At 43.6% G+C, this 25,320-nt stretch carries 20 protein-coding genes; 14 read left to right on the top strand and 6 right to left on the bottom strand.

Annotated features, from left to right (window positions below):
- Position 1: 1 nt before the first annotated feature.
- From MTF70_RS16525 to rsmF, 3 genes are all read left to right on the top strand, one after another.
- Positions 2 to 1,252 (top strand): paraquat-inducible protein A, encoded by a 1,251-nt coding sequence (locus MTF70_RS16525; protein ID WP_005377429.1) that lies wholly within the window; start codon positions 2 to 4, stop codon positions 1,250 to 1,252.
- Positions 1,245 to 3,893 carry an MlaD family protein gene (locus MTF70_RS16520; protein ID WP_017634276.1) on the top strand — a complete coding sequence of 883 codons (2,649 nt, stop codon included), beginning with the start codon at positions 1,245 to 1,247 and terminating at the stop codon, positions 3,891 to 3,893. The genes MTF70_RS16525 and MTF70_RS16520 overlap by 8 nt, the downstream gene beginning before the upstream one ends.
- Positions 3,894 to 4,043: 150 nt before the next feature.
- On the top strand, positions 4,044 to 5,480 hold the full coding sequence (rsmF, locus tag MTF70_RS16515) for a 16S rRNA (cytosine(1407)-C(5))-methyltransferase RsmF (RefSeq protein WP_170890642.1): 1,437 nt from the start codon (positions 4,044 to 4,046) through the stop codon (positions 5,478 to 5,480).
- Positions 5,481 to 5,765: 285 nt separating this feature from the next.
- Here the strand turns inward: rsmF and MTF70_RS16510 are convergent, their stop codons facing one another.
- Positions 5,766 to 6,599 carry a S1-like domain-containing RNA-binding protein gene (locus MTF70_RS16510; RefSeq protein ID WP_205460960.1) on the bottom strand — a complete coding sequence of 278 codons (834 nt, stop codon included), beginning with the start codon at positions 6,597 to 6,599 and terminating at the stop codon, positions 5,766 to 5,768.
- Positions 6,600 to 6,791: 192 nt separating this feature from the next.
- On the opposite strand from MTF70_RS16510, the gene MTF70_RS16505 reads away from it, so the two are divergent.
- Entirely contained in the window at positions 6,792 to 8,144 is a 1,353-nt protein-coding gene (locus MTF70_RS16505) for a hypothetical protein (protein ID WP_005377421.1), read from the top strand.
- 33 nt (positions 8,145 to 8,177) lie between these two features.
- Here MTF70_RS16505 and MTF70_RS16500 read toward each other — a convergent pair whose 3' ends face one another.
- Complete coding sequence (locus tag MTF70_RS16500; protein WP_005377418.1) at positions 8,178 to 8,675, bottom strand: DUF4442 domain-containing protein; 498 nt, start codon at positions 8,673 to 8,675, stop codon at positions 8,178 to 8,180.
- A 372-nt stretch (positions 8,676 to 9,047) separates the two neighbouring features.
- On the opposite strand from MTF70_RS16500, the gene MTF70_RS16495 reads away from it, so the two are divergent.
- A complete protein-coding gene (locus MTF70_RS16495; protein WP_005390197.1) occupies positions 9,048 to 10,106 on the top strand; it encodes a 3-deoxy-7-phosphoheptulonate synthase in 1,059 nt (352 codons plus the stop codon).
- A gap of 21 nt (positions 10,107 to 10,127) precedes the next feature.
- Positions 10,128 to 10,610: a YajQ family cyclic di-GMP-binding protein gene (locus MTF70_RS16490; protein ID WP_005377415.1), complete on the top strand. Its 483-nt coding sequence runs from the start codon at positions 10,128 to 10,130 to the stop codon at positions 10,608 to 10,610.
- A gap of 102 nt (positions 10,611 to 10,712) precedes the next feature.
- Here the strand turns inward: MTF70_RS16490 and MTF70_RS16485 are convergent, their stop codons facing one another.
- Positions 10,713 to 11,633 carry a bifunctional precorrin-2 dehydrogenase/sirohydrochlorin ferrochelatase gene (locus MTF70_RS16485; protein ID WP_033905330.1) on the bottom strand — a complete coding sequence of 307 codons (921 nt, stop codon included), beginning with the start codon at positions 11,631 to 11,633 and terminating at the stop codon, positions 10,713 to 10,715.
- A 460-nt stretch (positions 11,634 to 12,093) separates the two neighbouring features.
- On the opposite strand from MTF70_RS16485, the gene MTF70_RS16480 reads away from it, so the two are divergent.
- From MTF70_RS16480 to MTF70_RS16460, 5 genes are all read left to right on the top strand, one after another.
- A complete protein-coding gene (locus tag MTF70_RS16480; RefSeq protein ID WP_005377403.1) occupies positions 12,094 to 13,122 on the top strand; it encodes an amino acid ABC transporter substrate-binding protein in 1,029 nt (342 codons plus the stop codon).
- A gap of 218 nt (positions 13,123 to 13,340) precedes the next feature.
- Positions 13,341 to 14,546 (top strand): amino acid ABC transporter permease, encoded by a 1,206-nt coding sequence (locus MTF70_RS16475; protein ID WP_170890643.1) that lies wholly within the window; start codon positions 13,341 to 13,343, stop codon positions 14,544 to 14,546.
- A 1-nt stretch (position 14,547) separates the two neighbouring features.
- Positions 14,548 to 15,645: an amino acid ABC transporter permease gene (locus tag MTF70_RS16470; RefSeq protein WP_005389988.1), complete on the top strand. Its 1,098-nt coding sequence runs from the start codon at positions 14,548 to 14,550 to the stop codon at positions 15,643 to 15,645.
- Positions 15,646 to 15,668: 23 nt separating this feature from the next.
- Positions 15,669 to 16,418 carry an amino acid ABC transporter ATP-binding protein gene (locus MTF70_RS16465; RefSeq protein WP_005377400.1) on the top strand — a complete coding sequence of 250 codons (750 nt, stop codon included), beginning with the start codon at positions 15,669 to 15,671 and terminating at the stop codon, positions 16,416 to 16,418.
- Positions 16,419 to 16,667: 249 nt separating this feature from the next.
- Positions 16,668 to 17,330 carry a Bax inhibitor-1/YccA family protein gene (locus MTF70_RS16460; protein ID WP_025766607.1) on the top strand — a complete coding sequence of 221 codons (663 nt, stop codon included), beginning with the start codon at positions 16,668 to 16,670 and terminating at the stop codon, positions 17,328 to 17,330.
- 76 nt (positions 17,331 to 17,406) lie between these two features.
- On the opposite strand, the gene MTF70_RS16455 is transcribed toward MTF70_RS16460, so the two are convergent.
- Positions 17,407 to 17,781, bottom strand: a complete 375-nt coding sequence (locus MTF70_RS16455) for a chromosome partitioning protein ParB (protein ID WP_042523006.1) — start codon at positions 17,779 to 17,781, stop codon at positions 17,407 to 17,409.
- 408 nt (positions 17,782 to 18,189) lie between these two features.
- Between MTF70_RS16455 and MTF70_RS16450 the strand changes: the two genes are divergently transcribed.
- Positions 18,190 to 18,519: a TusE/DsrC/DsvC family sulfur relay protein gene (locus MTF70_RS16450; RefSeq protein ID WP_005377396.1), complete on the top strand. Its 330-nt coding sequence runs from the start codon at positions 18,190 to 18,192 to the stop codon at positions 18,517 to 18,519.
- A gap of 2 nt (positions 18,520 to 18,521) precedes the next feature.
- Here the strand turns inward: MTF70_RS16450 and yccX are convergent, their stop codons facing one another.
- Positions 18,522 to 18,794 (bottom strand): acylphosphatase, encoded by a 273-nt coding sequence (gene yccX, locus MTF70_RS16445; RefSeq protein ID WP_033905335.1) that lies wholly within the window; start codon positions 18,792 to 18,794, stop codon positions 18,522 to 18,524.
- A 90-nt stretch (positions 18,795 to 18,884) separates the two neighbouring features.
- On the opposite strand from yccX, the gene MTF70_RS16440 reads away from it, so the two are divergent.
- Both MTF70_RS16440 and MTF70_RS16435 read left to right on the top strand, forming a co-directional pair.
- Complete coding sequence (locus MTF70_RS16440) at positions 18,885 to 20,288, top strand: methyl-accepting chemotaxis protein (RefSeq protein ID WP_053304484.1); 1,404 nt, start codon at positions 18,885 to 18,887, stop codon at positions 20,286 to 20,288.
- A 161-nt stretch (positions 20,289 to 20,449) separates the two neighbouring features.
- The gene (locus tag MTF70_RS16435) at positions 20,450 to 21,643 is read left to right on the top strand and encodes a class I SAM-dependent methyltransferase (RefSeq protein ID WP_025766603.1); all 1,194 of its coding nucleotides are present in this window, start codon (positions 20,450 to 20,452) and stop codon (positions 21,641 to 21,643) included.
- Between the two features lie 53 nt (positions 21,644 to 21,696).
- Here MTF70_RS16435 and MTF70_RS16430 read toward each other — a convergent pair.
- On the bottom strand, positions 21,697 to 25,320 hold a 3,624-nt coding region (locus MTF70_RS16430), incomplete at its 5' end, for a VWA domain-containing protein (protein WP_248394089.1).

Genomic DNA, 25,320 nt, shown 5'->3' with positions numbered 1-25,320 from the left:
TATGACCTCTCTGTCTAAGCACGCCATGCAACCCAATAACGTACGTTTGTGCCAAGGTTGTGAATTGCCTGTCGACATCGTCGACTTACCCCATGGCAAAAATGCACACTGCCCTCGTTGTGGTACACAATTATATCGCGGAGGTAGCCCTAGCCTCTCTGGTAATCTAGCCGTCGCGATAACCTGCATCCTACTATTTATTCCATCGCACTTTTTTAACTTTATTAGCATCCGACTCTTTGGTGTGATGATTCCGGCAACCCTACCTTCAGGGATGATCACATTGATGGAAGAAGGATTTGTTCTTCTTTCATTGCTCATTCTATTTTGTAGCTCTCTTGCGCCACTGACGGTTTGTGTTTCAGTGGTAACGGCACATATTTCTTTACATCAACGATGGTTCCGTGGGCTTCGTATCTCACTGTGGCTAATTCAACATTTGAAGCATTGGGTTATGTTGGATGTGTTCTTAGTTAGCATCGCCATTTCCTGTTTTAAACTCCAAGATTATTCCGACATTTTCGTCGGTCCAGGGTTAATTGGTCTGGTTCTTTTGCAGATATTTACCGTTTTGTTAGTTTCAAGAATCAGCGTCCGTCGTTATTGGGAAGCTTGGAAGCCAGAAAGTTTATATGCTTTTGAGCATAAAGATGTGCATTGCCATGAATGCCACTTGTCCCAACCTGAAGGTGACCATTGCCAGCGTTGTCATCACGAGTTATATCATCGCAAGCCAAACTCCATTCAGAAAACATGGGCTTACCTCATCGCAGCAACGGTCGCCATCTTCCCTGCTAACCTGATCCCTATTTCCATCTTGCTTACCAATGGTAAGCGTTTGGAGGACACTATTTTTTCAGGCGTGGCTGGTTTGGTAAAAAGCGGCATGTATGGAATCGCTGCGATCATTTTTGTTGCCAGTATCGTTGTCCCGGTGATTAAAATACTTGGGCTCGCCTACATCATGCTTTGCATCCAATTCAAACGTTCGGTGTTTAAGAGACAACGAATGATGGTTTACTTTGTTGTTAAATGGATCGGTAAATGGTCTGTGATGGATTTGTTTGTTATTTCTATCATGATGACTTTAGTCGATCGTGGTCAGATACTGGATTTCACACCAGGATATGGCGCCGTAGCATTTGGTGTTGTCGTAGTGTTGACCATGCTTGCAGCAGAAAGTATTGATCCAAGGCTAATCTGGGACCAAACAAGCCCAAAACAATCAGAAAAAGAGTCAATGAATGAGTGATCAGAACAGTTCTCAAACGTCATACGTACCAGATGTAAAGCGGAGTAAAGGCATATCTCCTCTTTGGCTGTTGCCAATTTTGACCATGGTCTTAGCTGGCTGGCTTGTAGTGAAGTCGATACACGATGCAGGACAACGAGTGCAAATCTATTTTTCTGATGCCGCTGGTCTTGTCGCCGGCCGAACCACTATCCGTTACCAAGGATTAGAAGTCGGCATGGTAAGAGACATTAACCTCACCGAAGATCTCGGCAGTATTTATGTCGATGCTGATATCTATCCTGAAGCTGCAAAGTTACTGAACGATAAAACACGCTTTTGGTTAGTAAAACCAACAGCTAGCCTAACGGGAGTTTCCGGACTGGATGCGCTCGTCTCAGGTAACTACATCTCGATTCAACCCGGAGATGGTCAAGAGTTTGAGACAACATTCCATGCGTTAGACTCTGCCCCAACAGATTTACGTGTTTCTCAAGGTTTGAATATTAAGCTCAAAAGCCGTGATTTAGGTGGTGTATCGGTTGGCTCTCAAATTGTTTATAAGAAAATCCCAATCGGTGAAGTGTACAGTTACCAGCTAGATGAAGATGCAAAATCTATCACTATTCAAGCCAACATTCAGGATCAATACCGACATATCATTAACAACCGCAGTCGATTCTGGAACGTCAGTGGAATTGGTGCCAGCATCGGTTTTGAAGGTGTCGATGTAAGACTAGAAAGCATGAGTGCCTTACTAGGTGGCGCCATCGCAGTCGACTCTCCGGATGATGGTGAGCCTGTAGAAGAGAACACCGAGTTCCGTTTGTATAAAGATTTGAAAACTGCTGGTCGAGGCATCGCGGTTAAAATCGTCCTACCTGATGACAGCAAGATCAGCGGAGAAGGCGCTCCAATTATGTATCGCGGAATTGAAATTGGCCAAGTTACGGACTTGAGCCTTTCCGAAGGTCGAGAAGTGATATTGGCGTCAGCGGCAATTCAACCCGCTTTTAGTGACATGCTGACGACAGGTACTCGATTTGTCTTAGAAGAAGCAAAGGTGTCCCTTTCTGGTGTTGAAAACATTGCTAATTTAGTGCGAGGAAACTTCTTAACGATCGTGCCGGGCGCGGGTGAACGCTCTCGCCGCTTTACTGCGATTCGTAAAAACGTGTTTAACCAACAGCAAGAAAAGTCTATCGCGATTCGGTTGGTGTCCGACAATTCGTTTGGCCTAGATAGCGGTGCCAATGTACTTTATAAAGGCATCGTTGTTGGTTCAATCATCAAAGTGGGCCTAGTTAAGGAAGATAAAAAATCACAACACGAAGTATTTATGGATGTATTGATTGACCATGAATACAAACATCTGATCAAATCAAACAATCGTTTTTATGTAACCGGCAGTGCATCAGCAGAGTTAACTGAATCGGGGCTCAGCGTTACCGTTCCTCCAGCAAAGCAGTTGTTAACCGGGTCAATTAGTTTTGTGAGCGAAGGCAAGCAGGATATTCAAAAAGAGTATCAACTGTTCCAAAATGAATCATTGGCTGAATTGGCGCAGTACAATCAAAGTGGCTCTAGGGCGCTAACACTATTTGCTTCTGAATTGCCGCCGATTTCCAAAGGCAGCCCTCTACTCTATCGTAATCTTCCAGTTGGTAACGTCTCCGATTTCCAACTAGTTGATGGCGGAGTACTAATTAAGGCTACTATCGAAAACCGCTTCGCTTATCTTGTAACGCCACAAACCGTTTTTTGGAATCGTTCAGGGATTGAGATAGATGCATCATTAGCTGGCGTCAGTGTGAAAGCGCACCCTTTGAAGTCGTTAATCGAAGGTGGCATCGCTTTTGACTCCGTACCAGGCGTTGAAAACAAAATCGGAGAAAACTGGAAGCTGTATTCTGATCAAAAAACCGCTCGCAAGTTTGGGCGCGTCATTGCTTTAGAAACCGACGGTTCGCAAGAGATTGCTAAAGGAATGCCGATTGAATATCAAGGTGTTAAAGTTGGTGAAATCACTCTGGTTGTACCGAATTTTCGTCGTAACATGGTTGAAGTCACTGCAAGGATCCTACCTGAATACGTAGAAAACATTGCAGTTGAAGGCTCACATTTTTGGCTAACTGAACCAGAAATTGGTTTAGGTGGCGTTAAAAACCTCGGGGCGTTGGTGTCGAAATCCATCAGTGTTGAACCAGGTAAAGGTAAAGCTAAATTTGATTTTCAATTAGAAAATAGTTCAGAACGCGTGCATGGAATCATGTTTACGTTACAAAGTGAACAGAGAGGCTCAGTACAAGTCGGTACCCCTATTCTTTACCGCCAGATGGAAGTTGGCCAAGTGACCGACGTAAGCCTAGGAGAATTTGCTGATCGCATCGTCACGACTATCAAAATACAGCCTGAATATGCTTACCTCGTTCGTCAAAACAGTGTGTTCTGGAATGTTTCAGGAGTAGATGTTTCCATCGGGCTTACCGGCGCTAACATCAAAGCGGGAACCTTTGATAGTTTAGTTCGCGGAGGAATTGCGTTTTCAACGCCAGAGCAATCGACTATTCCACCAGCGGCAAAGAGTGGGCAATCTTTCTTTTTGTATCCACAAGCTGAAGAAGGTTGGACTCAATGGCGTACAGCAATTCCGAAGCCGTAGAATAAAGCTCAATTCACGTACAATTGAAGTTTGATCATTTTAAAAGAGCAGCAATCGCTGCTCTTTTTTATTGCTCGGCCCTTGTCACTATTCGTTTCTGCTTCGCTTTCGTATATTATTTGCCACAAATTCTGCAAACGAGATCCCACATTGCATCCTAATGTTTACATCCCAGACGCGTTTCTGGAAAAAATCCAAACTATTCTTCCTGCTCACCTCAACATGGAAGACTTTATCGCGTCGTGCCAAAAGCCACTACGCAAAAGTATTCGAGTTAATACGTTGAAGATCAGTGTTGAAGCGTTTCTAGAACGAACAGAAGCAAAAGGCTGGAAGCTTTCTCCCGTGCCTTGGTGTGACACAGGTTTTTGGATTGAAGCGGACGAGTCAGTTGTACCATTAGGCAACACAGCAGAACACATGTCTGGCTTATTCTACATTCAAGAAGCCAGTTCGATGATGCCGGTATCTGCTCTGTTTATGAATGATGAATCTTACGATGCCGTGTTAGATACCGCAGCCGCTCCAGGCTCAAAAACCACTCAAATTGCAGCTTTAATGAACAACGAAGGTGTGCTTGTGGCCAATGAATACGCCGCAAGTCGTGTAAAAGTACTGCACGCTAATGTGGAACGTTGTGGAGTACGTAACGCCGCACTAAGTAACTTCGATGGGCGCGTTTTTGGCGGTTGGCTACCAGAACAATTTGATGCGGTTTTGCTCGACGCGCCTTGCTCTGGAGAAGGCACCGTTCGCAAAGACGAAGATGCGATGAAAAACTGGACGCAAGCTTCCGTACTCGACATCGCTGACACACAGAAAGATCTTATTGAAAGCGCCTTCCATGCATTAAAGCCCGGTGGTGTGATGGTTTACTCAACATGTACGCTCAGTACAGAAGAAAACCAACAAGTTTGTCAACACTTGAAAGAAACCTTTGGGGATGCTGTAGAGTTTGAAAGCCTTGAGAACTTGTTTGAAAACGCAGAGGCAGCTCTAACTGAAGAAGGCTTTTTGCATATTTTCCCGCAGGTCTACGACTGTGAAGGGTTCTTTGTTGCAAGAATTCGCAAACAGGCTGCTGTTGAGGCGCCAGAAGTCAAAAAGCGCATGGGGAAATTCCCCTTTGCTAAAACTTCAAAAAAAGAATCGACAGAAATTGCTCAACAACTCCAAAGCGCGTTAGGTATTAAACTTCCAAATGACAGTTCTGTATGGCTTCGCGATAAAGATGTCTGGTTATTCCCTAATGCTTTAGAAGCGATGATCGGCGAATTACGCTTCTCCCGTATGGGTATAAAGATCGCGGAAGCACATAAAAATGGCTACCGTTGGCAACACCAAGTCGCGACTGCCCTGGCGACAGGTTCTGAAAGCAACGCCATTGAACTCAGTATTGAAGAAGCGCGCGAATGGTACATGGGGCGTGATGTTCGCCCACAAACCATTCCTGAGGGAATGAAAACAGGTAAAGGCGAAGTGCTTGTCACCTATCAAGGCGCAGTTATTGGCCTTGGCAAGTGGGTAAGCAACCGAATAAAGAATGGTCTCCCTCGCGAATTAGTACGAGATAAGAACTTATTTTAAAAGACGTAAAACGAACCATAAATAAATGAAAAGCCATCGTATTTGCGATGGCTTTTTAATTCGTAAGTATGAAAGCAAGTGGGCTCGCTAGCGATCCGGACACGCTGTACTAAACTAGTTGTATCAAAGTAATGCTTTGATGTGGCATTTCTCTCTATGTTCACCAACAAAATTATTGTTGGACAAGTTTAGCGCAGGCTCTGCGGAGCCGTTTCCCCTAGGCCCAAAAAAAGGAAAAGTTTGGGCCGTTTTTTTGGCTGTAGATCCGCTATACGTGAGTTTGGACTACGCTAGACGAATACCGTCTTTCTCAATGACAATTTTACCCTGCTTGTATAAGCCACCGATGGTCTTTTTATAAGTCCCTTTACTTGTGCGGAAAGCATCAAAAATCGCTTCAGGAGACGACTTGTCATTCAAAGGCAAAAATCCGCCTTTCTTCTCTAGCAGGTCAAGGATCTTACTAGAAAGATCGTCCATTTTCGCCACACCTACTTTTTGTAGAGCAAGGTCGGTTTTACCATCTTCACGAATGTGCTTAATAAAGCCTTTCAGCTTTTTACCGATGTAAAGCTTACCAAAAACATCCGATGGGAAAATCATGCCCCAATGCTTACCGTTAACGATAGCTTTATAACCAAGTTGACTACGCTCTGCGATGATCAAATCAACTTGTTCGTTAACTTCATAATTCGCTGGAGTTTTATCTAACCATTTATTGAACTTAGTCGTACCAACAATGCGACCTGACGCTTTGTCGGTATAAACATACACTAAAATGGTTTGTCCGGCAGAGAAGCGAGTGCGTTGCTCACTAAAAGGAATCAGTAAGTCCTTTTCTTTGATGCCCCAATTTACAAAAGCACCTGTCGCATTCACACCCTCAATCTTCATTAAACCCCACTCACCCACTTGGGCAATTGGTCTTTCAATGGTCGCAGCAAGTTGGCTTTCTGAATCGAAGTACAGAAATACGTCTACATACTCACCAATTTCAGTACCCTCTGGTACATACTTACTAGGTAGTAGAACAGAACCGTAATCATCGCCATCCAGAAATACGCCAAAATCAGCCTTTTTAATGACTTCTAAGCTGTTAATTTGACCAATTTTAATCATTGATTTTGTCTCTTTTTAAATTTACGTGGAATTATACCTAAACTAACAAGAAAATCAGAGAGAAAAGCATAGTGCTCTGTTATGCTGTTGTCGTTCAGCTATATGCCCCAGTCACTCTTTTAGCACTCTTATACTTACCTGCTCAACGGAACGCATAAGTTAAGAATGCTTTAGCAAAGTCAGGAGCTTTCTTTGGTCACCGTCGATAAACAAGACTCAATAACATTAAAAATCAGTCATGCACTCGCAAAGAGCAAAAGTGTCGACCTAGATATTTACTTTTTTATACCTGGTGAGCTTGGTTTAAACGCCGATATCATCAGTGAATCCGAATTTTATTACACCTCAATCACACAGCAACGATCTTATTACAGTACTGAAATCCTTCTTCCGCTAGTACACAGTCGACTTGCCAAACGTGGACGCCTGTCGAATCAGCAATACCGAGTAAGTTTGAGTTTGTTCGCTTACCAATACGTTATCGCGCTAGACAAAGCGGTAGCAAGTTTAAACAAGCATGAGAACAACTCCGTAACGGAAGATGAAGTGGACGAAGTTATCGAGCTCACGCTTGAGATCTTAAAGCGCTTGCGGCGTTCTATTCCTTATGAAGAGAACTTAAAACGCTACTACGTTAACATCGATAACTATCTGTCTTGGTATACCGAGCAAAAGTTCCTGTCACTGGTGGCCCATCTACCACGTGAAGGCGACTATGGCACGATCAAAAAGCGTCTGATCACGCTATGTGAGAAAGAGCAAGCCCATCGTAAACTCAACAAATACAACTCATCAAGAGTCGTTGAAGACGTTACTCGCCTATCTAACAAAATGCGCTTGCTAAGGCGATTGATTGAACACCCTATCGTGCTTCGTGAAGAAACCATATCGATGGGTAACAACATTAAGCGCGCTATCAAAGGTATTGCAACCGGTTTAGTGATGGTTGTCGTGACCTCGACAGTGATTCTCGCTCGCGATTATCTGGGGGAAATTTCTGCCTCATTCATTATCGCGATGTCTTTTATTTACGCTTTACGAGAAATCTTTAAAGATGATTTACGCGATGCCATGTGGCGATGGATCCGTAAAGGCAAGCCAAAATGGCGTAAGAAGTATGTTGATCCAACGACGAAAAAAGTGGTTGGCAAAAAATTGGAGTGGCTCGATTATCGTACCTTAAGTAGCTTGCCGGATAAGATTCAAAGAATACGTAAAAAACGCGTCGTGCAACGTGAAGAGCAGATTCTTCATTATCACGAGAAAACCGAAATGGCGACCTCTCTTTTCTTGAGTGGTTACGAACAAACGAGAGAAACATTGAACATCAGTTTGCGCCCTATCATCCGCTTGATGGATAAAAGCTCAAACCGAGTTTACCGTTTAAATGAAGGTCAAGTAACCAAAGAGTCAGTAGAGAAACGTCATTTGCTCAATGTGATTGTCAAAGAGGACAACCACACCGATGAGCCTGTTTATTACCGCTGGAAAGTGGTCTTAAATCGCTCCAAAATCGTCTCTATCGAGAAGATTGAACTCAATTAAGCCACCACCTTTAAACAAGCGAGCCACAAACCACTAGGCAGCCTCTTTTCTTTGTTGGGCTGCTTTTTTTATCGAAAGAGTAAGCGAGAATTCAGCCATTGGCTCGTCACCATGTAAGTTAGGACACAGCGCGACAATTTTTACGTCACGATTTACTCGTTCACCCGTTGCCAAGGTGTGCTCGAGCATCTCATCAATGACATGACCATCGTTACAAACAAAGTGCACATCGGCTTCCGGGCGCTTTAAAAACTCGGCTTTCACACCTTTAAATGCCAGCGAGATCGCTTCTCCCTTTTCTTGCGCTTTACTCATAGCAAGAAAACCACCAGCAACATCAGCGCCAACGGCTAAAGCACCGAAATACATGCTATTCAGGTGGTTCTTCGTCCTTCTGCGCAATGGGATACGAACCTCAACATGCTTGCTATCTATCGCAATGATTTTAGGGTGGCAAAGCCAAATCAGCGGCACTTTTGAAAAGCCAAACAGATTTAGATACAAATTCGCACGACGTAGAGCTGATAACATTTTGGTCTCCTTACCAATCTAGTCAGACCAGTTAATCAACGAAAGAAATAGATGTCAAAGAAATGTTAACAAAAGCTCGATCTCACGAGTTATTTAACCTTCAGGAAGTGACGGCGTCACCCGCGAGGTATGAAGTTTATCGCAGTTACTTAGATTACCTTACAGCGAGATAGATAAAATGGTTATAAATTCAAATGTATATATATTGATTTAATGATCAAGTTTTGTCATTTATACATAAGTCATTTAAATGAATACCTACACCTTTGTATACAATTCGGTATTTCCTGGCGAAGATTCCCGTGAAACGGTTTATTCCTGCCTGTAATTCCGTTATCTTTACCCCTTCGCAATAGAGAATAAAGCTATAACATGCCTATAAAAACAGATGAATTGAGAACCCAACCTTTGGGTCCAATGCCTACCCCAGCAGAGCTAGGTAGTGTACATCCTATTACGGATGACGTTGCAGACCGTATCGCTCAATCTCGTCGTCAGATTGAAAACATTTTATCGGGTGAAGACGATCGCCTTCTTGCGATTGTAGGTCCGTGTTCTGTTCACGACACTGAAGCTGCCATTGATTACGCCACTCGCCTGAGTGAAATCCAAGACAAGTACAAAGACGAACTGTTTATCGTGATGCGTACTTACTTTGAAAAGCCTCGTACAGTAGTTGGTTGGAAAGGTTTGATTACGGACCCTAACCTAGATGGTTCTTACGCACTTGAAGCTGGTCTTCATAAAGCTCGTAAACTACTACTGGATATCAACAAGCTTGGTCTTGCGACTGCTACTGAGTTTCTTGATATGATCACTGGCCAATACATCGCGGATTTGATCACTTGGGGCGCGATTGGTGCTCGCACAACGGAATCACAAATTCACCGTGAAATGGCGTCGGCACTATCTTGCCCAGTTGGTTTCAAAAATGGCACAAATGGCAACGTAAAAATTGCAATTGATGCAATTCGCGCATCGAAAGCATCGCATTACTTCTACTCGCCAGATAAGAACGGTCGAATGACGGTTTACCGCACAAGTGGCAACCCTTACGGTCATATTATTCTGCGCGGTGGAGAAAAAGGCCCTAACTTTGATGAAGCATCAGTCAAACAAGCATGTGATGCTTTAGCTGAGTTTGGATTGCCACAACGTTTGGTTGTGGATTTCAGCCATGCAAACTGTCAGAAGCAACACAGAAAACAAATCGACGTAGCTCAAGACATTTGTAACCAAATTAAGTCAGGCAGCACTCGTATTGCGGGTATCATGGCTGAAAGCTTTATTCTTGAAGGCAATCAGCCAATGACTGACATCAATAACCTAACGTATGGTCAGTCTATTACAGATCCATGCCTAGGTTGGGAAGACACTGCTACAATGCTAGATATGCTGGCAAGCGCTGTTAAGTCCCGAAAGTCCCTATAACAAAATAATCAAGGAATCTTCATGCCATCGTTTGATATTGTTTCTGAAATCGATACGGTTGAACTACGTAACGCCGTTGATAACGCTAACCGTGAATTGTCTACTCGTTTCGATTTCCGCAACGTAAATGCGAGCTTTGAGCTAGTAGAAGAAAACGTAAAAATGTCTGCGGAAGGTGACTTCCAACTTAAGCAAATGCGCGACATTTTACGCGGCCACTTAGCGAAGCGTAACATTGACGCGAACGCAATGGATGCACAAGACCCAGACGTTACTGGTAAAAACTGGCACCAAACTCTGCTTTTCCGTCAAGGTATTGATACTCCAACGGCGAAAAAAGTAGTGAAACTTATCAAAGACGCAAAGTTAAAAGTACAAGCTTCTATTCAAGGCGACAAAGTACGTGTTACTGGTAAGAAACGCGACGACCTGCAAGCGACAATGGCAGCGATTCGTGAAGCAGAGATGGGTATCCCATTCCAGTTTAACAACTTCCGTGATTAATCAATCTGAGAAGTAAGTAAAAACGCCAGCGCATAATCCGCTGGCGTTTTTTATTGGCTTTTGTGTAACGAACTACGTATCCACTTTTAGCATTTGGCATTGCTAGATAACCAAGTCCTGCCCTTGCAGCAATACGAATTCGCTCGTTCCTTGTGGTATGAACACGCAAATTCGAAGCTTTTCAGCTTTAGCCTTGGCCAGCATATCCGAAAGCTCAGCAGCGCTCGAGAAAGCTTCTCTTTCTGCATCTCTGCGTATTAGTTCTAACACATTCGCTTCACATCGAGTTGAGTACAGAGCCAGCTCCGCTTGTTGCATATAGCGTACGGCTTTTATTGGCAACATCTCAACATCTTTCCCAACATGTATCCAAGTACAACTTCCCTTTTCATCTAAAGGTGTTGCCATGGTCGCTTGGTAAATTGCTTCTAACTCACGATTATCTCGCGCGTTTTCCACCTCGGGATTCGAGAAAAATTGCTCCCAAAACTTGCGGCGTAAATCGACGCTAGGCAGTGCCTCTTTAATTGAGTTTCGCTTTGAGTTAGCAAAATCCGCCATCAACCCCATGTTTTGTGGCAGTATCGATTCAAGCTTTTCACGGATGTTTCGAATTAAAACTGGCGAAGCTCCACCACTAGAGATAGCGATTTGGATGCGGCCACGATTAATCATTGACGGCGTGATGAAATCACAATAAGGCTTATCATCCACAACGTTAACCAAGATGCCTAGCTCTTTGGCATCTTTGTACACTTGGTGATTTAGCTCAGGATTGTCTGTCGTCGCCCACACTTGAACAAAGTTTTTAGTGACAATGTCACTCGAATAGAAACGTTGTACCCAGCGCAGTTGATGCTCAGAAGCAAGCTTAGACAGAAAATCAACCAACGTCGGAGAAACGATAGTCACATCCGCCCCAGCCTTTAGCAACGCTTCCACCTTTCGGCTTGCCACCTCACCGCCACCCACGACGAGAACGGGTTTATTAATTAAATCTAAGAACAGAGGAAAATATCGCATTTCAATCCATGATTACTCTAATTAGCTGTTGTAGACCATGCTACCAAAAATGGGGCAAGCTCATCACCCTGTTTCGGTATCACAAATAATTTTTGTTTGAATTTTTACTGAACTTCACCTTGCTCAGCTAATGACAGTTTTAATAACAACTTTTTATTCTTTTGTATTGTTCACTCTTCTATTGATTGTTCTGATGCACCAAATTGTCCATGAATTGCACTATTTACAAACAATTAACATTTCGTCATTCTAAATCTCAAGGCACTTTGTAAGTTCTCTCAAAACTTCATTTAAATTATATATTTGAGAATTAACAGATCCTTTCCTACGCTTATAACTGGTTGATCTATCGAATGCCGTTTCTTCGAAAATCAATCACGTAGGACGATAACTCTAACGAATTGGACACGTTATTTCAGGTCACTCCTGATTAAACATGGATCATACAGGAAGGATACAAATGGCAAATAAACTCACAGTTCTTGCTTCCGTCGTAGCGGCTTCTACTGCGATGATGGCAACATCAGCTCAAGCAGCAGACACTACTCTGGACAAAGTCACAAAACAAGGTTTTCTTACTTGTGGTGTAAGTACCGGTCTACCTGGTTTCTCTAACCCTAACTCAAAAGGCGAATGGGAAGGTATCGACGTAGAATATTGCCAAGCACTGGCTGCAGCCGTTCTTGGGGATAAAACGAAAGTTAAATATGTACCCCTAACCGCAAAAGAACGTTTCACTGCGCTTCAATCTGGTGAGATTGATGTGCTTTCCCGTAACACGACCTGGACTCTCCACCGTGACACTGCACTGGGCCTAAACTTCGTAGGTGTGAACTACTACGACGGTCAAGGTTTTATGGTGAAGAAGGAACTTGGTATATCAAGTGCTAAAGAGCTTGATGGTGCGTCGGTATGTGTTCAATCAGGTACAACAACCGAGCTAAACCTTGCAGATTATTTCCGCAACCAAGGCATGGCGTACAAACCTGTGGTATTCGACACAGCGGCGCAAACTTCGAAAGGTTTTGATGCGGGACGCTGTGACGTATTAACAACTGACCAATCTGGCCTTTATGCACTGCGTTTGAATTTGAAAGATCCGTCCTCTGCGGCCGTTCTTCCAGAAATCATCTCTAAAGAGCCACTAGGTCCAGTCGTTCGTCAAGGCGATGATCAATGGTTTAACATCGCTAAGTGGACATTGTCTGCGATGATTAACGCTGAAGAATACGGTATTAGTTCGAAGAATGCGGATGAAATGCTGAAGTCAACAGATCCAAACATCAAACGTATCCTTGGTGTTGATGGCCCTAAAGGCAAAGGGTTGGGTATCCGCGACGATTGGGGCTACCAGGTTATCAAACAAGTTGGTAACTATGGTGAAAGCTTCGAACGTACAGTCGGTACTGGTTCGCCGTTAGAAATCTCTCGTGGCGTTAATGCGCTATGGAATGCAGGCGGCTTTATGTACGCGCCACCAATCCGATAGAAAGAGTTAATCAGGGCGGTTCATGCCGCCCTTTTTCTTGATTATATCTCACTGTATGAGTAAGGATCGCTCATTGGATGGCGAAAAGCGCTCGCTTTGTGGAACGGCTTTAAAGGTTCGTAAGCCGCTAGACATGAGAGCGTTATTCTTTAGCCAGCAAGGACGAAACTTCGTTATACAGGCCGATATCTATAACTAAGGTTTGAGGTTATCGCTGTATGAAACCGACACAAGATGCATCGCCAAGTACGATGTCCAAACCAAGCGGAAGCAAGAGCCTGATTTATAATCCTGCCTTTCGTTCTGCTATTTTCCAGATCATTGCCATTGCTGCACTGGTATTTTTCTTTTACACGATTGTAAACAACGCTCTCAATAACTTAGATGCTCGTGGTATTGCAACGGGCTTCGGTTTTCTGAATCAAGAAGCCGGGTTTGGTATTGGGTTAACATTAATTGAATACGATGAAACGTACTCTTACGGTAGAACATTTATCATCGGCCTTCTTAATACGGCGTTAGTCTCTGTATTAGGTATTATTCTGGCTACTGTGATTGGCTTTACCATGGGGGTTGCCCGCCTTTCTTCTAACTGGTTAGTTAGTCGTTTAGCGGCAGTTTATATCGAAACTTTCCGAAATATCCCCCTTCTTCTGCAAATATTCTTCTGGTATTTCGCTGTTCTTCAAGCATTACCCTCACCACGCCAAAGCTTAAGTCTTGGTGAAGCTATTTTCCTGAACGTTCGTGGCTTATATTTCCCTGCACCGACTATGGAACCTGGCAGTAGCTACGTTATTGCGGCGTTAATCTTCGGGGTAATCGCAAGCTTATTAATTAATATATGGGCGAATAATAAGCAACGTCTCACTGGGCAACAAACCCCAATGGGAAGAATAGTTTTGGGTTTAGTTGTTGGCCTTCCATTGGTTGTGTACTTCCTTGCTGGTATGCCAATTTCACTGAATTATCCTGAACTAAAAGGGTTTAACTTCCGAGGTGGTATTAGCATTATTCCTGAATTGGCTGCGCTACTTTTGGCATTGAGTGTTTATACAGCTTCTTTCATTGCTGAGATTGTTCGCTCTGGTATTAATGCGGTTAGTCATGGTCAAACCGAAGCAGCGATGTCGCTAGGCTTACCACGCTCGAAAACTTTAAAGCTTGTTGTCATTCCTCAAGCGTTACGAATTATTATTCCACCTTTAACCAGTCAATATCTCAACCTCACCAAAAACTCATCGTTAGCGATGGCGATTGGTTACCCAGATCTTGTCTCTGTGTTTGCTGGTACTACCCTGAACCAAACGGGACAAGCGATTGAGATCATTGCGATGACGATGGGCGTGTACTTGACATTAAGTCTGATTACGTCTGCATTAATGAACTTGTATAACCGTAAAGTCGCGCTGGTGGAGAGATAATATGAGTACTCATCAATTTCAACCGGATCTCCCACCACCCGCCAATACTGTAGGCTTCGTTGGTTGGATGCGGAAAAATCTATTTAATGGCCCTATCAATTCCATTGTTACTGTCATTCTTGCGTATATTGTCGTAACTGCAATATGGTATATCGTGGATTGGGCGTTTATTAACGCAGACTGGATTGGCTCAACGCGTGACGACTGTAGCCGAGATGGTGCTTGCTGGGTATTTATCAGCGTGCGCTGGGAGCAGTTCATGTATGGTTTTTATCCAGAGTCCGAACTATGGCGCCCTCGCCTGTTCTATATCACATTAGCCATATTTACTGTTTTACTCGCGTATGAGAAGACACCGAAACGGATGTGGATTTGGCTTTTCTTCGTAAACATCTACCCATTCATCATCGCTGGACTTTTATACGGTGGTGTCTTTGGACTAGAAGTGGTCGATACACACAAATGGGGTGGACTACTCGTTACGCTCATTATTGCGTTAGTTGGTATCGTAGTTTCACTGCCAATAGGTGTGGTGCTTGCGCTTGGTAGACGTTCAGAGATGCCGATCATTCGCAGCATTTGTACCGTCTACATTGAAGTTTGGCGTGGCGTTCCGCTGATTACGGTTTTGTTCATGGCTTCGGTTATGCTTCCATTATTTATGTCTGAAGGTTCAGAGACAGATAAACTGATTCGCGCCCTTATCGGTGTGGTTATGTTTGCCTCAGCTTACATGGCAGAAGTGGTACGCGGTGGTCTACAAGCCATTCCGAAAGGTCAATATGAAGCCGCTGATGCGCTTGGGTTAAGTTACTGGAAAAAGACTGGGCTGATTATCTTGCCACAGGCGCTAAAGATTACTATTCCTTCTATCGTGAACACTTTCATCGGTTTGTTTAAAGACACCAGTTTGGTACTCATCATTGGTATGTTTGACGTACTCGGTATAGGGCAAGCAGCAAACACCGACCCTGAATGGTTAGGTTTTGCTACAGAAAGTTATGTATTTGTCGCGTTAGTGTTTTGGGTATTTTGTTTTGGCATGTCGCGCTATTCGATATGGCTTGAAAACAAACTTCATACCGGTCACAAACGATAACTCATCAAGATCAAGGACGTATTATGACGCAACAACAAGATTACATGATCCAATTGAAGGACATGAATAAATGGTATGGTGAGTTTCACGTACTAAAAAATATTAACCTCGACGTTAAGCGCGGCGAGAAAATCGTTATCTGTGGTCCATCAGGGTCGGGAAAATCAACGATGATTCGCTGTATTAACCGTCTTGAAGAGCACCAAGCAGGCAGCATTTACGTCTCTGGTACGGAATTAACTGAAGACTTAAAGAACATTGAAGCAGTGCGCCGAGAAGTGGGCATGTGCTTTCAACACTTTAATCTCTTCCCTCATTTAACCGTACTGGAAAACTGTACGCTCGCGCCTATCTGGGTGAAGAAGATGCCAAAAGATGAGGCAGAAGCAGTTGCGATGAAATATCTGGAACGTGTAAAAATTCCAGACCAAGCGGAGAAGTATCCCGGTCAGTTGTCTGGTGGTCAGCAACAACGTGTGGCGATTGCTCGCTCTTTGTGTATGAACCCTAAAGTCATGCTTTTTGATGAGCCAACATCTGCACTCGACCCGGAAATGGTTCGCGAAGTACTGGATGTAATGGTCGAACTCGCCGAGGAAGGCATGACTATGCTATGTGTGACACATGAAATGGGCTTTGCTAAAGAGGTTGCCGATCGCGTGATATTCATGGACGCAGGAGAGATCATCGAAGAAAACAACCCGGTCGACTTCTTTGAGAATCCTCAATCGGATAGGACCCAAAACTTCCTAGCGCAAATCTTACACCACTAAGATTTAGCCGAATCGACATAAAAAAGCACTGGTTTCTATGAAGCCAGTGCTTTTTGTTACTAAATTCAAAAATCTGTGTAAGAATCAACATAGCTATGCTAGGCAGTAATATTGTGTTACAAGTTGCCAAATACATAACATCTTATTTCTATTATTATTTTATCTAAGTTACGTATGGTTAGGGCTTGATTTTTTGAACTTTCAATCCCATAAATGTACTTAAAAGAAAGTCTCTTATCGAGGAAGATTATGAACAGTCCAATGTTTACCCGCACTTCAACTCAAGAAAGTGCTCTACAAACGAACAAAGTATTGCGTAATACTTACGCTCTACTTTCAATGACACTTTTATGGTCGGCAGTCGTTGCTGGCGTTGCAATGGCATTTAACCTTCCACATCCAGGTATCATCCTAATGCTGGTTGGTTTCTACGGCCTACTATTCTTAACAGAAAAAAACCGTAACAACAGTCTTGGCCTTGTGTTTACGTTCCTATTTACTGGCTTCTTAGGTTACACCGTTGGCCCTATTCTAAACATGTACATAGGTGCAGGCATGGGCGATATCGTATTAACCGCACTCGGTGGTACGGCACTATCTTTCATGGCAGCATCGGCATACGCACTAACAACGAAACGTGACCTATCGATGATGGGTGGCTTAATGCTATCACTATTTGTTGTGCTGGTTGTGGGCATGATTGCAAGCTTCTTTATTCAATCAACCCTTTTACACTTGGCGTTGAGCAGCTTGTTTATCATTTTCTCTACTATGGCGATCCTGATGACAACACAAAGCATTATTCGTGGCGGTGAAACAAACTACATCTCTGCGACAGTAACTTTGTATGTATCAATCTACAACATCTTCATCAGCCTACTAAGCATTCTAGGCATCATGAACGACGATTAATCGTTTCTCGTTAAGTAGAATCAAAAAGCCCGAAGGTAATTCCTTCGGGCTTTTTCTTTGCAAGTAATTCAGTTTGTTACGCTTGGTCTACCGCCAACTCGATAACTTCGTCAGCTTCTGGGTTTTCTCTAAAGCGTCTCACTTTAATCGTTTCCTCTCCTAACATGATTTGCTTGGCGATTCGGTGCATACCGTCAAAAACACGATAGTCACTGGTTAAGATTACCGGATACGACAAATCAGCATTGTTGATTCGTTGGCAATGTTTTGCAATTTCACGGCAGGTTGGCTGTGGCCCTTCATGACTAAACCAAGTCACTTCATTTGGGCCTTTTATATCAGCAATCGCAATTTCTTCTACAGGTAAGGATTCTGCAAGTTGCCAAATTCGCTCGATGGACCAAGTGGATTTTACATTGTCATTAATCTCAATGTAACGTTGTTTCGACATGACTAACTCCTTGTCATCATTGTTGTTTCTAACCTGAATACAGGCTTTCATTAATCCAATGAGAATATCGGTCTATGAAAACAAACACAACGTTGTCAGCTATTCATTCACCCATAAAATCCCATAATCAGACAAGTAGCCAAGAAAAAACCAAAACAAAAATGAATAAGCCTGGATATCCATGCAATTTCGTTGGTACTCATCCCGTAAAATTTCTAACAAACTGAATAGTTTCCTATTTATTTGAATAAAAGAGCATTTCTATCAAAGTGCCTAGCTCAGTCAAAAACACTCACCATTTTGTACGCTTTTGATTCGCTCGATACGACTTCGAGATTCTTTTGTTGAGAACATTCTCGGCTGTCGCTAATCTATAAACATCCATGTTTACTTAACGGATAAAACGTTATGTTCGTTTACAACGGCAAAGAAATTGAAACGGATGCTCAAGGCTACTTATTGGATCATACTCAATGGGAAGAAGGTATGATTGAGCTTTTAGCAAAAGAAGAAGACATCGAGCTTACGGATGCTCATTTGGAAGTTGTGCATTTTGTGCGAGACTTTTATGAAGAGTTTAATACCTCCCCTGCAGTGCGTATGCTTGTGAAAGCGATGGAAAAAGCGCACGGCCCAGAAAAAGGTAATAGTAAGTATCTATTCAAGCTGTTTAAAAAGGGGCCAGCCAAACAAGCAACCAAATTAGCCGGCCTACCAAAGCCAGCTAAATGCTTGTAGATTCATAAAATTTTAAAACCGCGTAACGGCTTATACGACGCAGGCTCCTGCATCACATGCTCTACTGTTGCCGTTCGCGGTCCTTCTTGTAACCATTTCGAAAACGCAACTATTTGCGCGTCTGTTCCACACGCCATCACTTCAACATCACCATTGTTTAGGTTCTTCGCATAACCTGTTAACCCTAGCTTCAATCCTTGATGGGAAGTATGGTAACGAAAGCCCACGCCTTGAACATGACCTTTTACTATAAATCTCTCACACTTTACGTTCATCTTTGTACCGCTTCTTTTTACTGAGTGATATATTCTTTTCGTCTATTCACCCCACTAAGGATAGTGGGTTTTTGCACGGTTATTATAATTATGAAAGAAATTCCATTCCGCTGGATTGATAAGTATCTCATTCACTTAAAGATTCAAGAAAAGTTCTATTTGCTCTTCGTTCTCCCTCTTCTTGCTTTAGTCATTCTCACTCTCGTCCTTAATAGCGCGGCTAATACACTGATCTCAAGTATGTACCAAGAAGAGCTCATGCTTATGAAAGGTCTGATAGAGGCAGGCAACCTTTCTCAATCTCAAGTAGCAAGCCTCATAGCGGGTTCAGAAACCGTTTCTATTGGCTCAGGGCCGCAATCCGTGTCAGTTTTAAATGGTGCGTACAGCTTGGTTGCAAACCATGAACTTTCTTTATGGACTGCCCTATCAACGACTCAAGTGAGCATCATCTGTGTGAGCTTGTTTATTCTCGCTCTTGGCGTTTACTACATCATGACGTTTATTGGCGGCGCGATGTTCACGATGAACAAAGCATTAAACACTCTTGCTGGTGGCGACCTAACTGCGAGAATGAACTTCTTCCCTGTTCGCGACGAGTTTAGTGAAATTGCTATTACGATAGACAAAGTTGCAGAACGAGAGCAACAAATGGTGCTGTCGATTCAAGAGTCTGTGGCTTTAATGCAACAAATTAGCTCAGATCTGAATCAATCGATTCATCACAGTTCAGATATTTCAGCGACTCAGCAGGAACACCTCAACTCTCTTGCGAGTGCAACTGAACAGATGGCATCAACGATTCGAGAAGTCGCGACACTAGCTCACGATTCAAGCACGCAAACCGATGATGCACGTAACGTGGCTCAGTCTGGACAAGTGAAAGTTGAGAATACGCTTCACTCGATTTCGAACCTTTCTAATGAGATTCAATCTGCGTCTCAAGCCGTTGCCGAGTTAGATGCCAATGCAGCACAAATTGATGAAGTAGTGACAACAATCAATGGGATCTCCGAGCAAACCAACCTACTTGCTCTGAACGCGGCTATTGAAGCTGCACGTGCTGGAGAACAAGGTCGTGGATTTGCGGTCGTTGCGGATGAGGTTCGCGCTCTTGCGGGACGCACTCAGCAAGCGACAGTTGAAATCCAAACGATGATTGAATCATTACAGCGTAACAGCCAGTCGCTTACTAAGCTGATGGAAGTGACAGTTAATAATGCAAATGAGGGACAAAACCTCATGACGGAAGTGAATCACGAAATCGGCTCTTTGGCAGATAAAAATCAAACTATCTCCGACAGTAGCATTCAAATTGCAACAGCAGCTGAAGAGCAAGGTGTAGTCGCGGACAATATCGCCTCAAGCGTTGAAGAAATTCGAGTTCAAGCAGATAACGTGTGCAATATGATAAGCACGACTTCACAAAACGTTGATCAACTGCGTAAGCAAAGCGACACAATGGAAGCACTACTTACTGGACTTAAAGCATAGCAACGGAATCTGTTACAGCAAATTCAAATAAAAGGGTCACTTTAGTGACCTTTTTTGTATTTAAAAGTCACTACAATGTACTGGATTGCCGAGGGATATTGCTTTTACCATTCACATCCCGGACAATACGCCCCTTTCAAAATTCAACAAGAGCTAATGAAATGACAGCTGCTATCTATTTGGTTAAAGGTCGTGAGAAATCGGTCAAGCGCAAGCACCCTTGGATCTTCTCTCGAGGCATCAACAAAGTTGAGGGCGAACCTGCTCTTGGCGAAACGGTTGATGTATTCACTCACGACGGTAAATGGCTAGCTAAAGCGGCATATTCGCCAGCTTCACAAATTCGTGCTCGTATTTGGAGTTTTGATAAAGAAGAAATCGACACCGCGTTTTTCGTTAAACGACTTAAAGACGCACAACTTCTTCGTGAAGACATTATCGAACGTGATGGCCTTACGGGTTATCGCCTTATCGCAGCAGAGTCTGACGGCTTACCAGGCGTTACGATCGACCGTTACCAAAATTTCTTTGTGTGCCAACTTCTCAGTGCTGGCGCAGAACACAATAAGCAGGCTATTGTTGACGCTCTGGTTGAGTGCTTCCCTGATTGTAATGTGTACGAGCGCTCTGACGTGGCCGTTCGTAAAAAAGAAGGTTTAAAAGAGAGCACGGGCGTCTTGCACGGCGAAGAGCCACCTAAATCAGTCGTCATCGAAGAAAATGGCGTAAAGATTAGTGTAGATATCGTTGGCGGACACAAAACAGGTTTCTACCTAGATCAACGTGATAGTCGCCAGCAAGCGATGAAATATATGAAAGGCAAAGAAGTTCTTAACTGCTTCTCTTACACAGGTGGCTTCGGACTTTACGCTCTAAAAGGTGATGCAAAGCGTGTGATTAACGCTGACGTGTCGCAACCTGCTTTAGATACCGCAAAATTCAACGCAGAGCTAAACGAGTTTGATATTTCGAAGAAGCGTGCCGTGTTCCTAAATGCAGACGTGTTTAAGCTGCTTCGTGAGTATCGTGATCAAGGAACTCAGTTCGATGTTGTGATCATGGACCCACCGAAGTTCGCAGAGAGCAAAGCACAACTAAACGGCGCATGTCGTGGTTACAAAGACATCAACATGCTAGCAATGCAAATTCTAAAACCGGGCGGCACGCTACTAACCTACTCGTGCTCTGGCTTGATGGATCAAGTTCTGTTCCAGAAAATCATCGCTGATGCAGCCGTAGATGCTAACCGCCAAGTAAAGTTTGTGGAGCGTTTTGAACAAGCCGCTGACCACCCAACCGATACCGCATATCCAGAAGGTTTCTACTTAAAAGGTTTTGCATGTAAAGTGCTTTAGGCTACGAATACGTAAGACAAAGCAGAAGAAAAGGGCCTACTGGCCCTTTTTCATTATGGCTCTAAGTTAACCTTAGTTAGTGCGGATAACACATCTCTCTCAAAGTCCGCATTTCCCACGATTAAATCACTAAACTCTGTCGCCCCGTTTTCTATTACGATAGTTTGAATTGAGTTTCCATCGTTATGGGTTATTTCTAGAGATAAGTCATCGCCATCAATGTTCAAGTCAATACTATTGAGAAGTTCTTCTATCGTATTGTGCCCTGCATCTTCAACGACTTCACTCAGATCTAAGGTGTCCAAATCTCTCTCAAAACCTCTAATTAGATCTGTTCCTGTATCCAAGGAGTCGTTGACCCATTTAAAGACATCTGCCTCGTTATCATTACCGATCAAGATGTCATGACTTACGTCCACTTCAGCTTCAATAATATTTGCAGAGCCATTACTTGAAGCATTTACTCCTCCGTTTTCATCAATAACGAATTGCAGGGTGTTCTCACTTTGATCACCATCGTTATCCGTCAATACATAATCGAAGTCTAACGTTTCAACTGTATCACCCACCGCACCATAAAATGCATACGCACCGTCGTTTAAGTCGATTTCCAGAGTATGTTTGCTGTCGATATAGATAGTAAGCTGCATCGTTGTGTCGTCAAATGCATGCGAAATACCATCGTTATTGTCAGTTACTATTAGGTCTGAACCATCAAACGAATAAGTGACACCGTCATGTTCTATTTCGCTAATATAACCACCATCTGCACCAATACCTGTATCTGGAGAAGTGGTATACATCAAGTTCCCCCCAACAGGTTGAATCACTGACTGCAACATAACCGGAGGTAATTGAGTTACGTCAGGAACCACAACACCATCAAGGTCTTGATTCAAAAAGCCATCATATGCTACGCGATCTAATTGCTCCGGCATAAGATTAACGCCCATACCATACGCTAGGGCTGTTATCTGATTATCAGGATCGGTTAGGTGATCAATCCAACTCTGCTCGCGAGCGTCGTTTATAAATGATGACGCAGGGTTTGGCTGACCATCTGACAAGAAGTAACTAACATTCGACGCACTGGTTAACTTACCTACATCATCCCATGACTGTTTTGCTTCATTTAGCGCGTTGTTATAGTTAGTCGCGCCACCCGCAGTTAGCGTCTCAATATACGCTTTGGCCTCCTCGACCGTCAGCCACGTCGCAGCACCTATAGCGTAAGTGGATGCTGTACTGCTATAAGTAATAATTTGAACTCGCGTTTGACCGATAGACTCATATTGATTCAATAACTGAGTTGCCGAATCTTTCATTATCTGCAAGCGATTATCCGTTCGCATAGAACCCGAGACATCCATTATGAGCTGAACGTTGGCACTTTCTTTAGTTTCTGCAACTACATCGTGAATAATAGATGCAGAATCTGGTGAGTCATCTTCCACAATAACGTTGACCGTTGTGGAGTTAGTAAGACCACGAGCATTCGAGACAAGCACAGGCACCTCAATATTTAAGGTGTCTTCTCCAGATGGGTTGGAGTGATCAATCGGACCAAGAAGCTCCGTAGATACCACTCCAGTATCATTGACTGATATTTTGATAACCTCTTCACCGTTCGCTGAACCGATAAGCATTTGGTCGTTATTTGATAACGTCCACGTTACAGAGATACCGTTACTAGTAAGAGCTGTAGATGGTTCACTGAGCGTAACAGAATCAACGGTTTGACCCAGCGTCAATTGTTCTACATCAGTACTCGAGTCAGTTGTGTCATCAAAGCCGTTTAGAGCAGAGTCATCAGCAATGGCGTTGCTTAAGCCTTCCTCAGAAACGTTTAGTGTTACACCTTCTACAATTGGTGGGGCGTAAGGGTTGACAGAAAAGTACCCCGTTTTACTGTCGCCATCATTATCAGTAATAGTGTAGTTAAAATCGATATCCCCATCGCCATAAGGTGAGGTCAAAGGCAAGTATTGGAAGAACTCCCATTTTCCAGTGCTAGGTGTAAGTTGAACTTCGAATGCAAGCTCTCCATCAGCCTCTGCAATCAGTCTATTAGAGTTTTGTGGATCGACGTATATCAACACGTCTTTACCATCTAGAGTCTCTAAACCAGCCTCACCTCCATTTAAGACTATAGAACCAGGGCCATCAGCTCCATATACAGCACCGAGGTTCCCATCCGCACTAGCAATTGGCACGCCAGAGTACGCACCTGTAAAGGTTATTGATTTAACGGTAAAGTCACTGTTGTCTTCAGTATCCGGGCCATTGCCATTACTGGTCGCCTCGAGGATGATTTTATCAAAGCCTCCCTGTTGAACATTGAAATTTGCCGCGTAATCACCACTGCTTGCGTCAGAGCTGAACGATTGCTGAGCAATTAATACACCATCTCTATAAAAAGATGCGATTCCTTTCTCAAGTTCACCACCAAACATTTTCTCAAATTCTATTTCTGCTCCGTAAGCAACTTTATTGCCTAAGTCTATGATTAACTGCTCTGATACACCCTCATTACTCGCGAATCGATAATCGACTTCGTTTTCTAATTGGAAGCCGTTGTTACCAGAACTTTTAACGCCAATCCCTTCTGATGATTGATTGATTTCAGCTGTTCCCAGCATCACAGATTCGTCAGACACAAAACCGTTTGCAGTCACAACAACGTCCCCAAATGTTCGACTGGTTGCATCTGCCTCACTTCCTGCAAAATCTATGCGCCCTGTCAGAACGTTAGGTGCACCAGTAAGCGACACATCGACGGGTTGAACAACAACAGGCACGTATGGGCAATCATCTTCAACGGCCACATTTAAGCTTTGAGATGTTGTTGTTTGTCCATCACTTACAGAAATCTGTAAATCAAAGTTGATGATGTCTTCCACATCATTAACAGGATGATCAAGTGGCTCAAACAGAGTAATAGTATAGTCCCAAGAGCCTTGACCTGAAGCTGAAGGCTCGCTCAGCACAACAGTAGCAACAACGCTCAGGTGAGCAGTTTTCGCAGTCAGCGTTTGAGTACTGTTGTCCCACGTCCACGATATAGGCTCCCCTCCTGATGTTAGGTTGTTAGGGCCTGCCAATACCACTGAAACATTCGCCGTGTCTGGATCGGCAACTGTGAATGTTCCTGAGAAACTTGCGGAGTTAGTGGTGTCTGAAGGTGCTCCTGTATTATCAGGGATACCATTAGCTAAACCTTCTTCCGAAACAACTGCATTCACAACATTTGAAATAGAAGGAGGAGCATCATTATCAATAATCGTTGCCGTACCGGTATCGCTGCCTTGCACTGCACCAATGCCGGTTACTGTCACGCTGAAATCTTCAGGGCCTTCATAAACAGCGTCATCAATGGAAGCAATACGCACATCAAACTCAGTTTGCCCCGCTGGCACCGTTACTACACCATCGTTTGGCACTGTCACCCAACCACTTCCCGTGTTGTATTCTAGGGTGCCCAAATCTCCAACTTCGGTGTCACCCAAGTTGAGGCCTAGCTCGATTTGAACTGTAGACTCGGAGGCATTCGATAGCGTCACTTTGAAGTTGGCTGTCTCACCCTCATTAATGGTGCCAGCATCTGAAATAGTCACGCTTGGACGGTCATCATCCGGATCGGGACCCGGGCCACTGCCGTCATCCACTATCGTTGCCGT

The sequence above is a fragment of the Vibrio sp. 2CM40D genome (assembly GCF_023161825.1).
Taxonomy (GTDB): domain Bacteria; phylum Pseudomonadota; class Gammaproteobacteria; order Enterobacterales; family Vibrionaceae; genus Vibrio; species Vibrio alginolyticus.
Note: the sequence above shows the minus strand (reverse complement) of the source record. Positions and strands in the feature narration are given on the sequence as shown.

Coding starts and splice junctions, on each gene's coding strand:
- MTF70_RS16525 (WP_005377429.1), top strand. CDS start 2: ATGACCTCTCTGTCTAAGCACGCCATGCAACCCAATAACGTACGTTTG.
- MTF70_RS16520 (WP_017634276.1), top strand. CDS start 1,245: ATGAGTGATCAGAACAGTTCTCAAACGTCATACGTACCAGATGTAAAG.
- MTF70_RS16510 (WP_205460960.1), bottom strand. CDS start 6,599: ATGATTAAAATTGGTCAAATTAACAGCTTAGAAGTCATTAAAAAGGCT.
- MTF70_RS16500 (WP_005377418.1), bottom strand. CDS start 8,675: ATGTTATCAGCTCTACGTCGTGCGAATTTGTATCTAAATCTGTTTGGC.
- MTF70_RS16495 (WP_005390197.1), top strand. CDS start 9,048: ATGCCTATAAAAACAGATGAATTGAGAACCCAACCTTTGGGTCCAATG.
- MTF70_RS16490 (WP_005377415.1), top strand. CDS start 10,128: ATGCCATCGTTTGATATTGTTTCTGAAATCGATACGGTTGAACTACGT.
- MTF70_RS16485 (WP_033905330.1), bottom strand. CDS start 11,633: ATGCGATATTTTCCTCTGTTCTTAGATTTAATTAATAAACCCGTTCTC.
- MTF70_RS16480 (WP_005377403.1), top strand. CDS start 12,094: ATGGCAAATAAACTCACAGTTCTTGCTTCCGTCGTAGCGGCTTCTACT.
- MTF70_RS16475 (WP_170890643.1), top strand. CDS start 13,341: ATGAAACCGACACAAGATGCATCGCCAAGTACGATGTCCAAACCAAGC.
- MTF70_RS16470 (WP_005389988.1), top strand. CDS start 14,548: ATGAGTACTCATCAATTTCAACCGGATCTCCCACCACCCGCCAATACT.
- MTF70_RS16465 (WP_005377400.1), top strand. CDS start 15,669: ATGACGCAACAACAAGATTACATGATCCAATTGAAGGACATGAATAAA.
- MTF70_RS16460 (WP_025766607.1), top strand. CDS start 16,668: ATGAACAGTCCAATGTTTACCCGCACTTCAACTCAAGAAAGTGCTCTA.
- MTF70_RS16455 (WP_042523006.1), bottom strand. CDS start 17,781: ATGTCGAAACAACGTTACATTGAGATTAATGACAATGTAAAATCCACT.
- MTF70_RS16450 (WP_005377396.1), top strand. CDS start 18,190: ATGTTCGTTTACAACGGCAAAGAAATTGAAACGGATGCTCAAGGCTAC.
- yccX (WP_033905335.1), bottom strand. CDS start 18,794: ATGAACGTAAAGTGTGAGAGATTTATAGTAAAAGGTCATGTTCAAGGC.
- MTF70_RS16440 (WP_053304484.1), top strand. CDS start 18,885: ATGAAAGAAATTCCATTCCGCTGGATTGATAAGTATCTCATTCACTTA.
- MTF70_RS16435 (WP_025766603.1), top strand. CDS start 20,450: ATGACAGCTGCTATCTATTTGGTTAAAGGTCGTGAGAAATCGGTCAAG.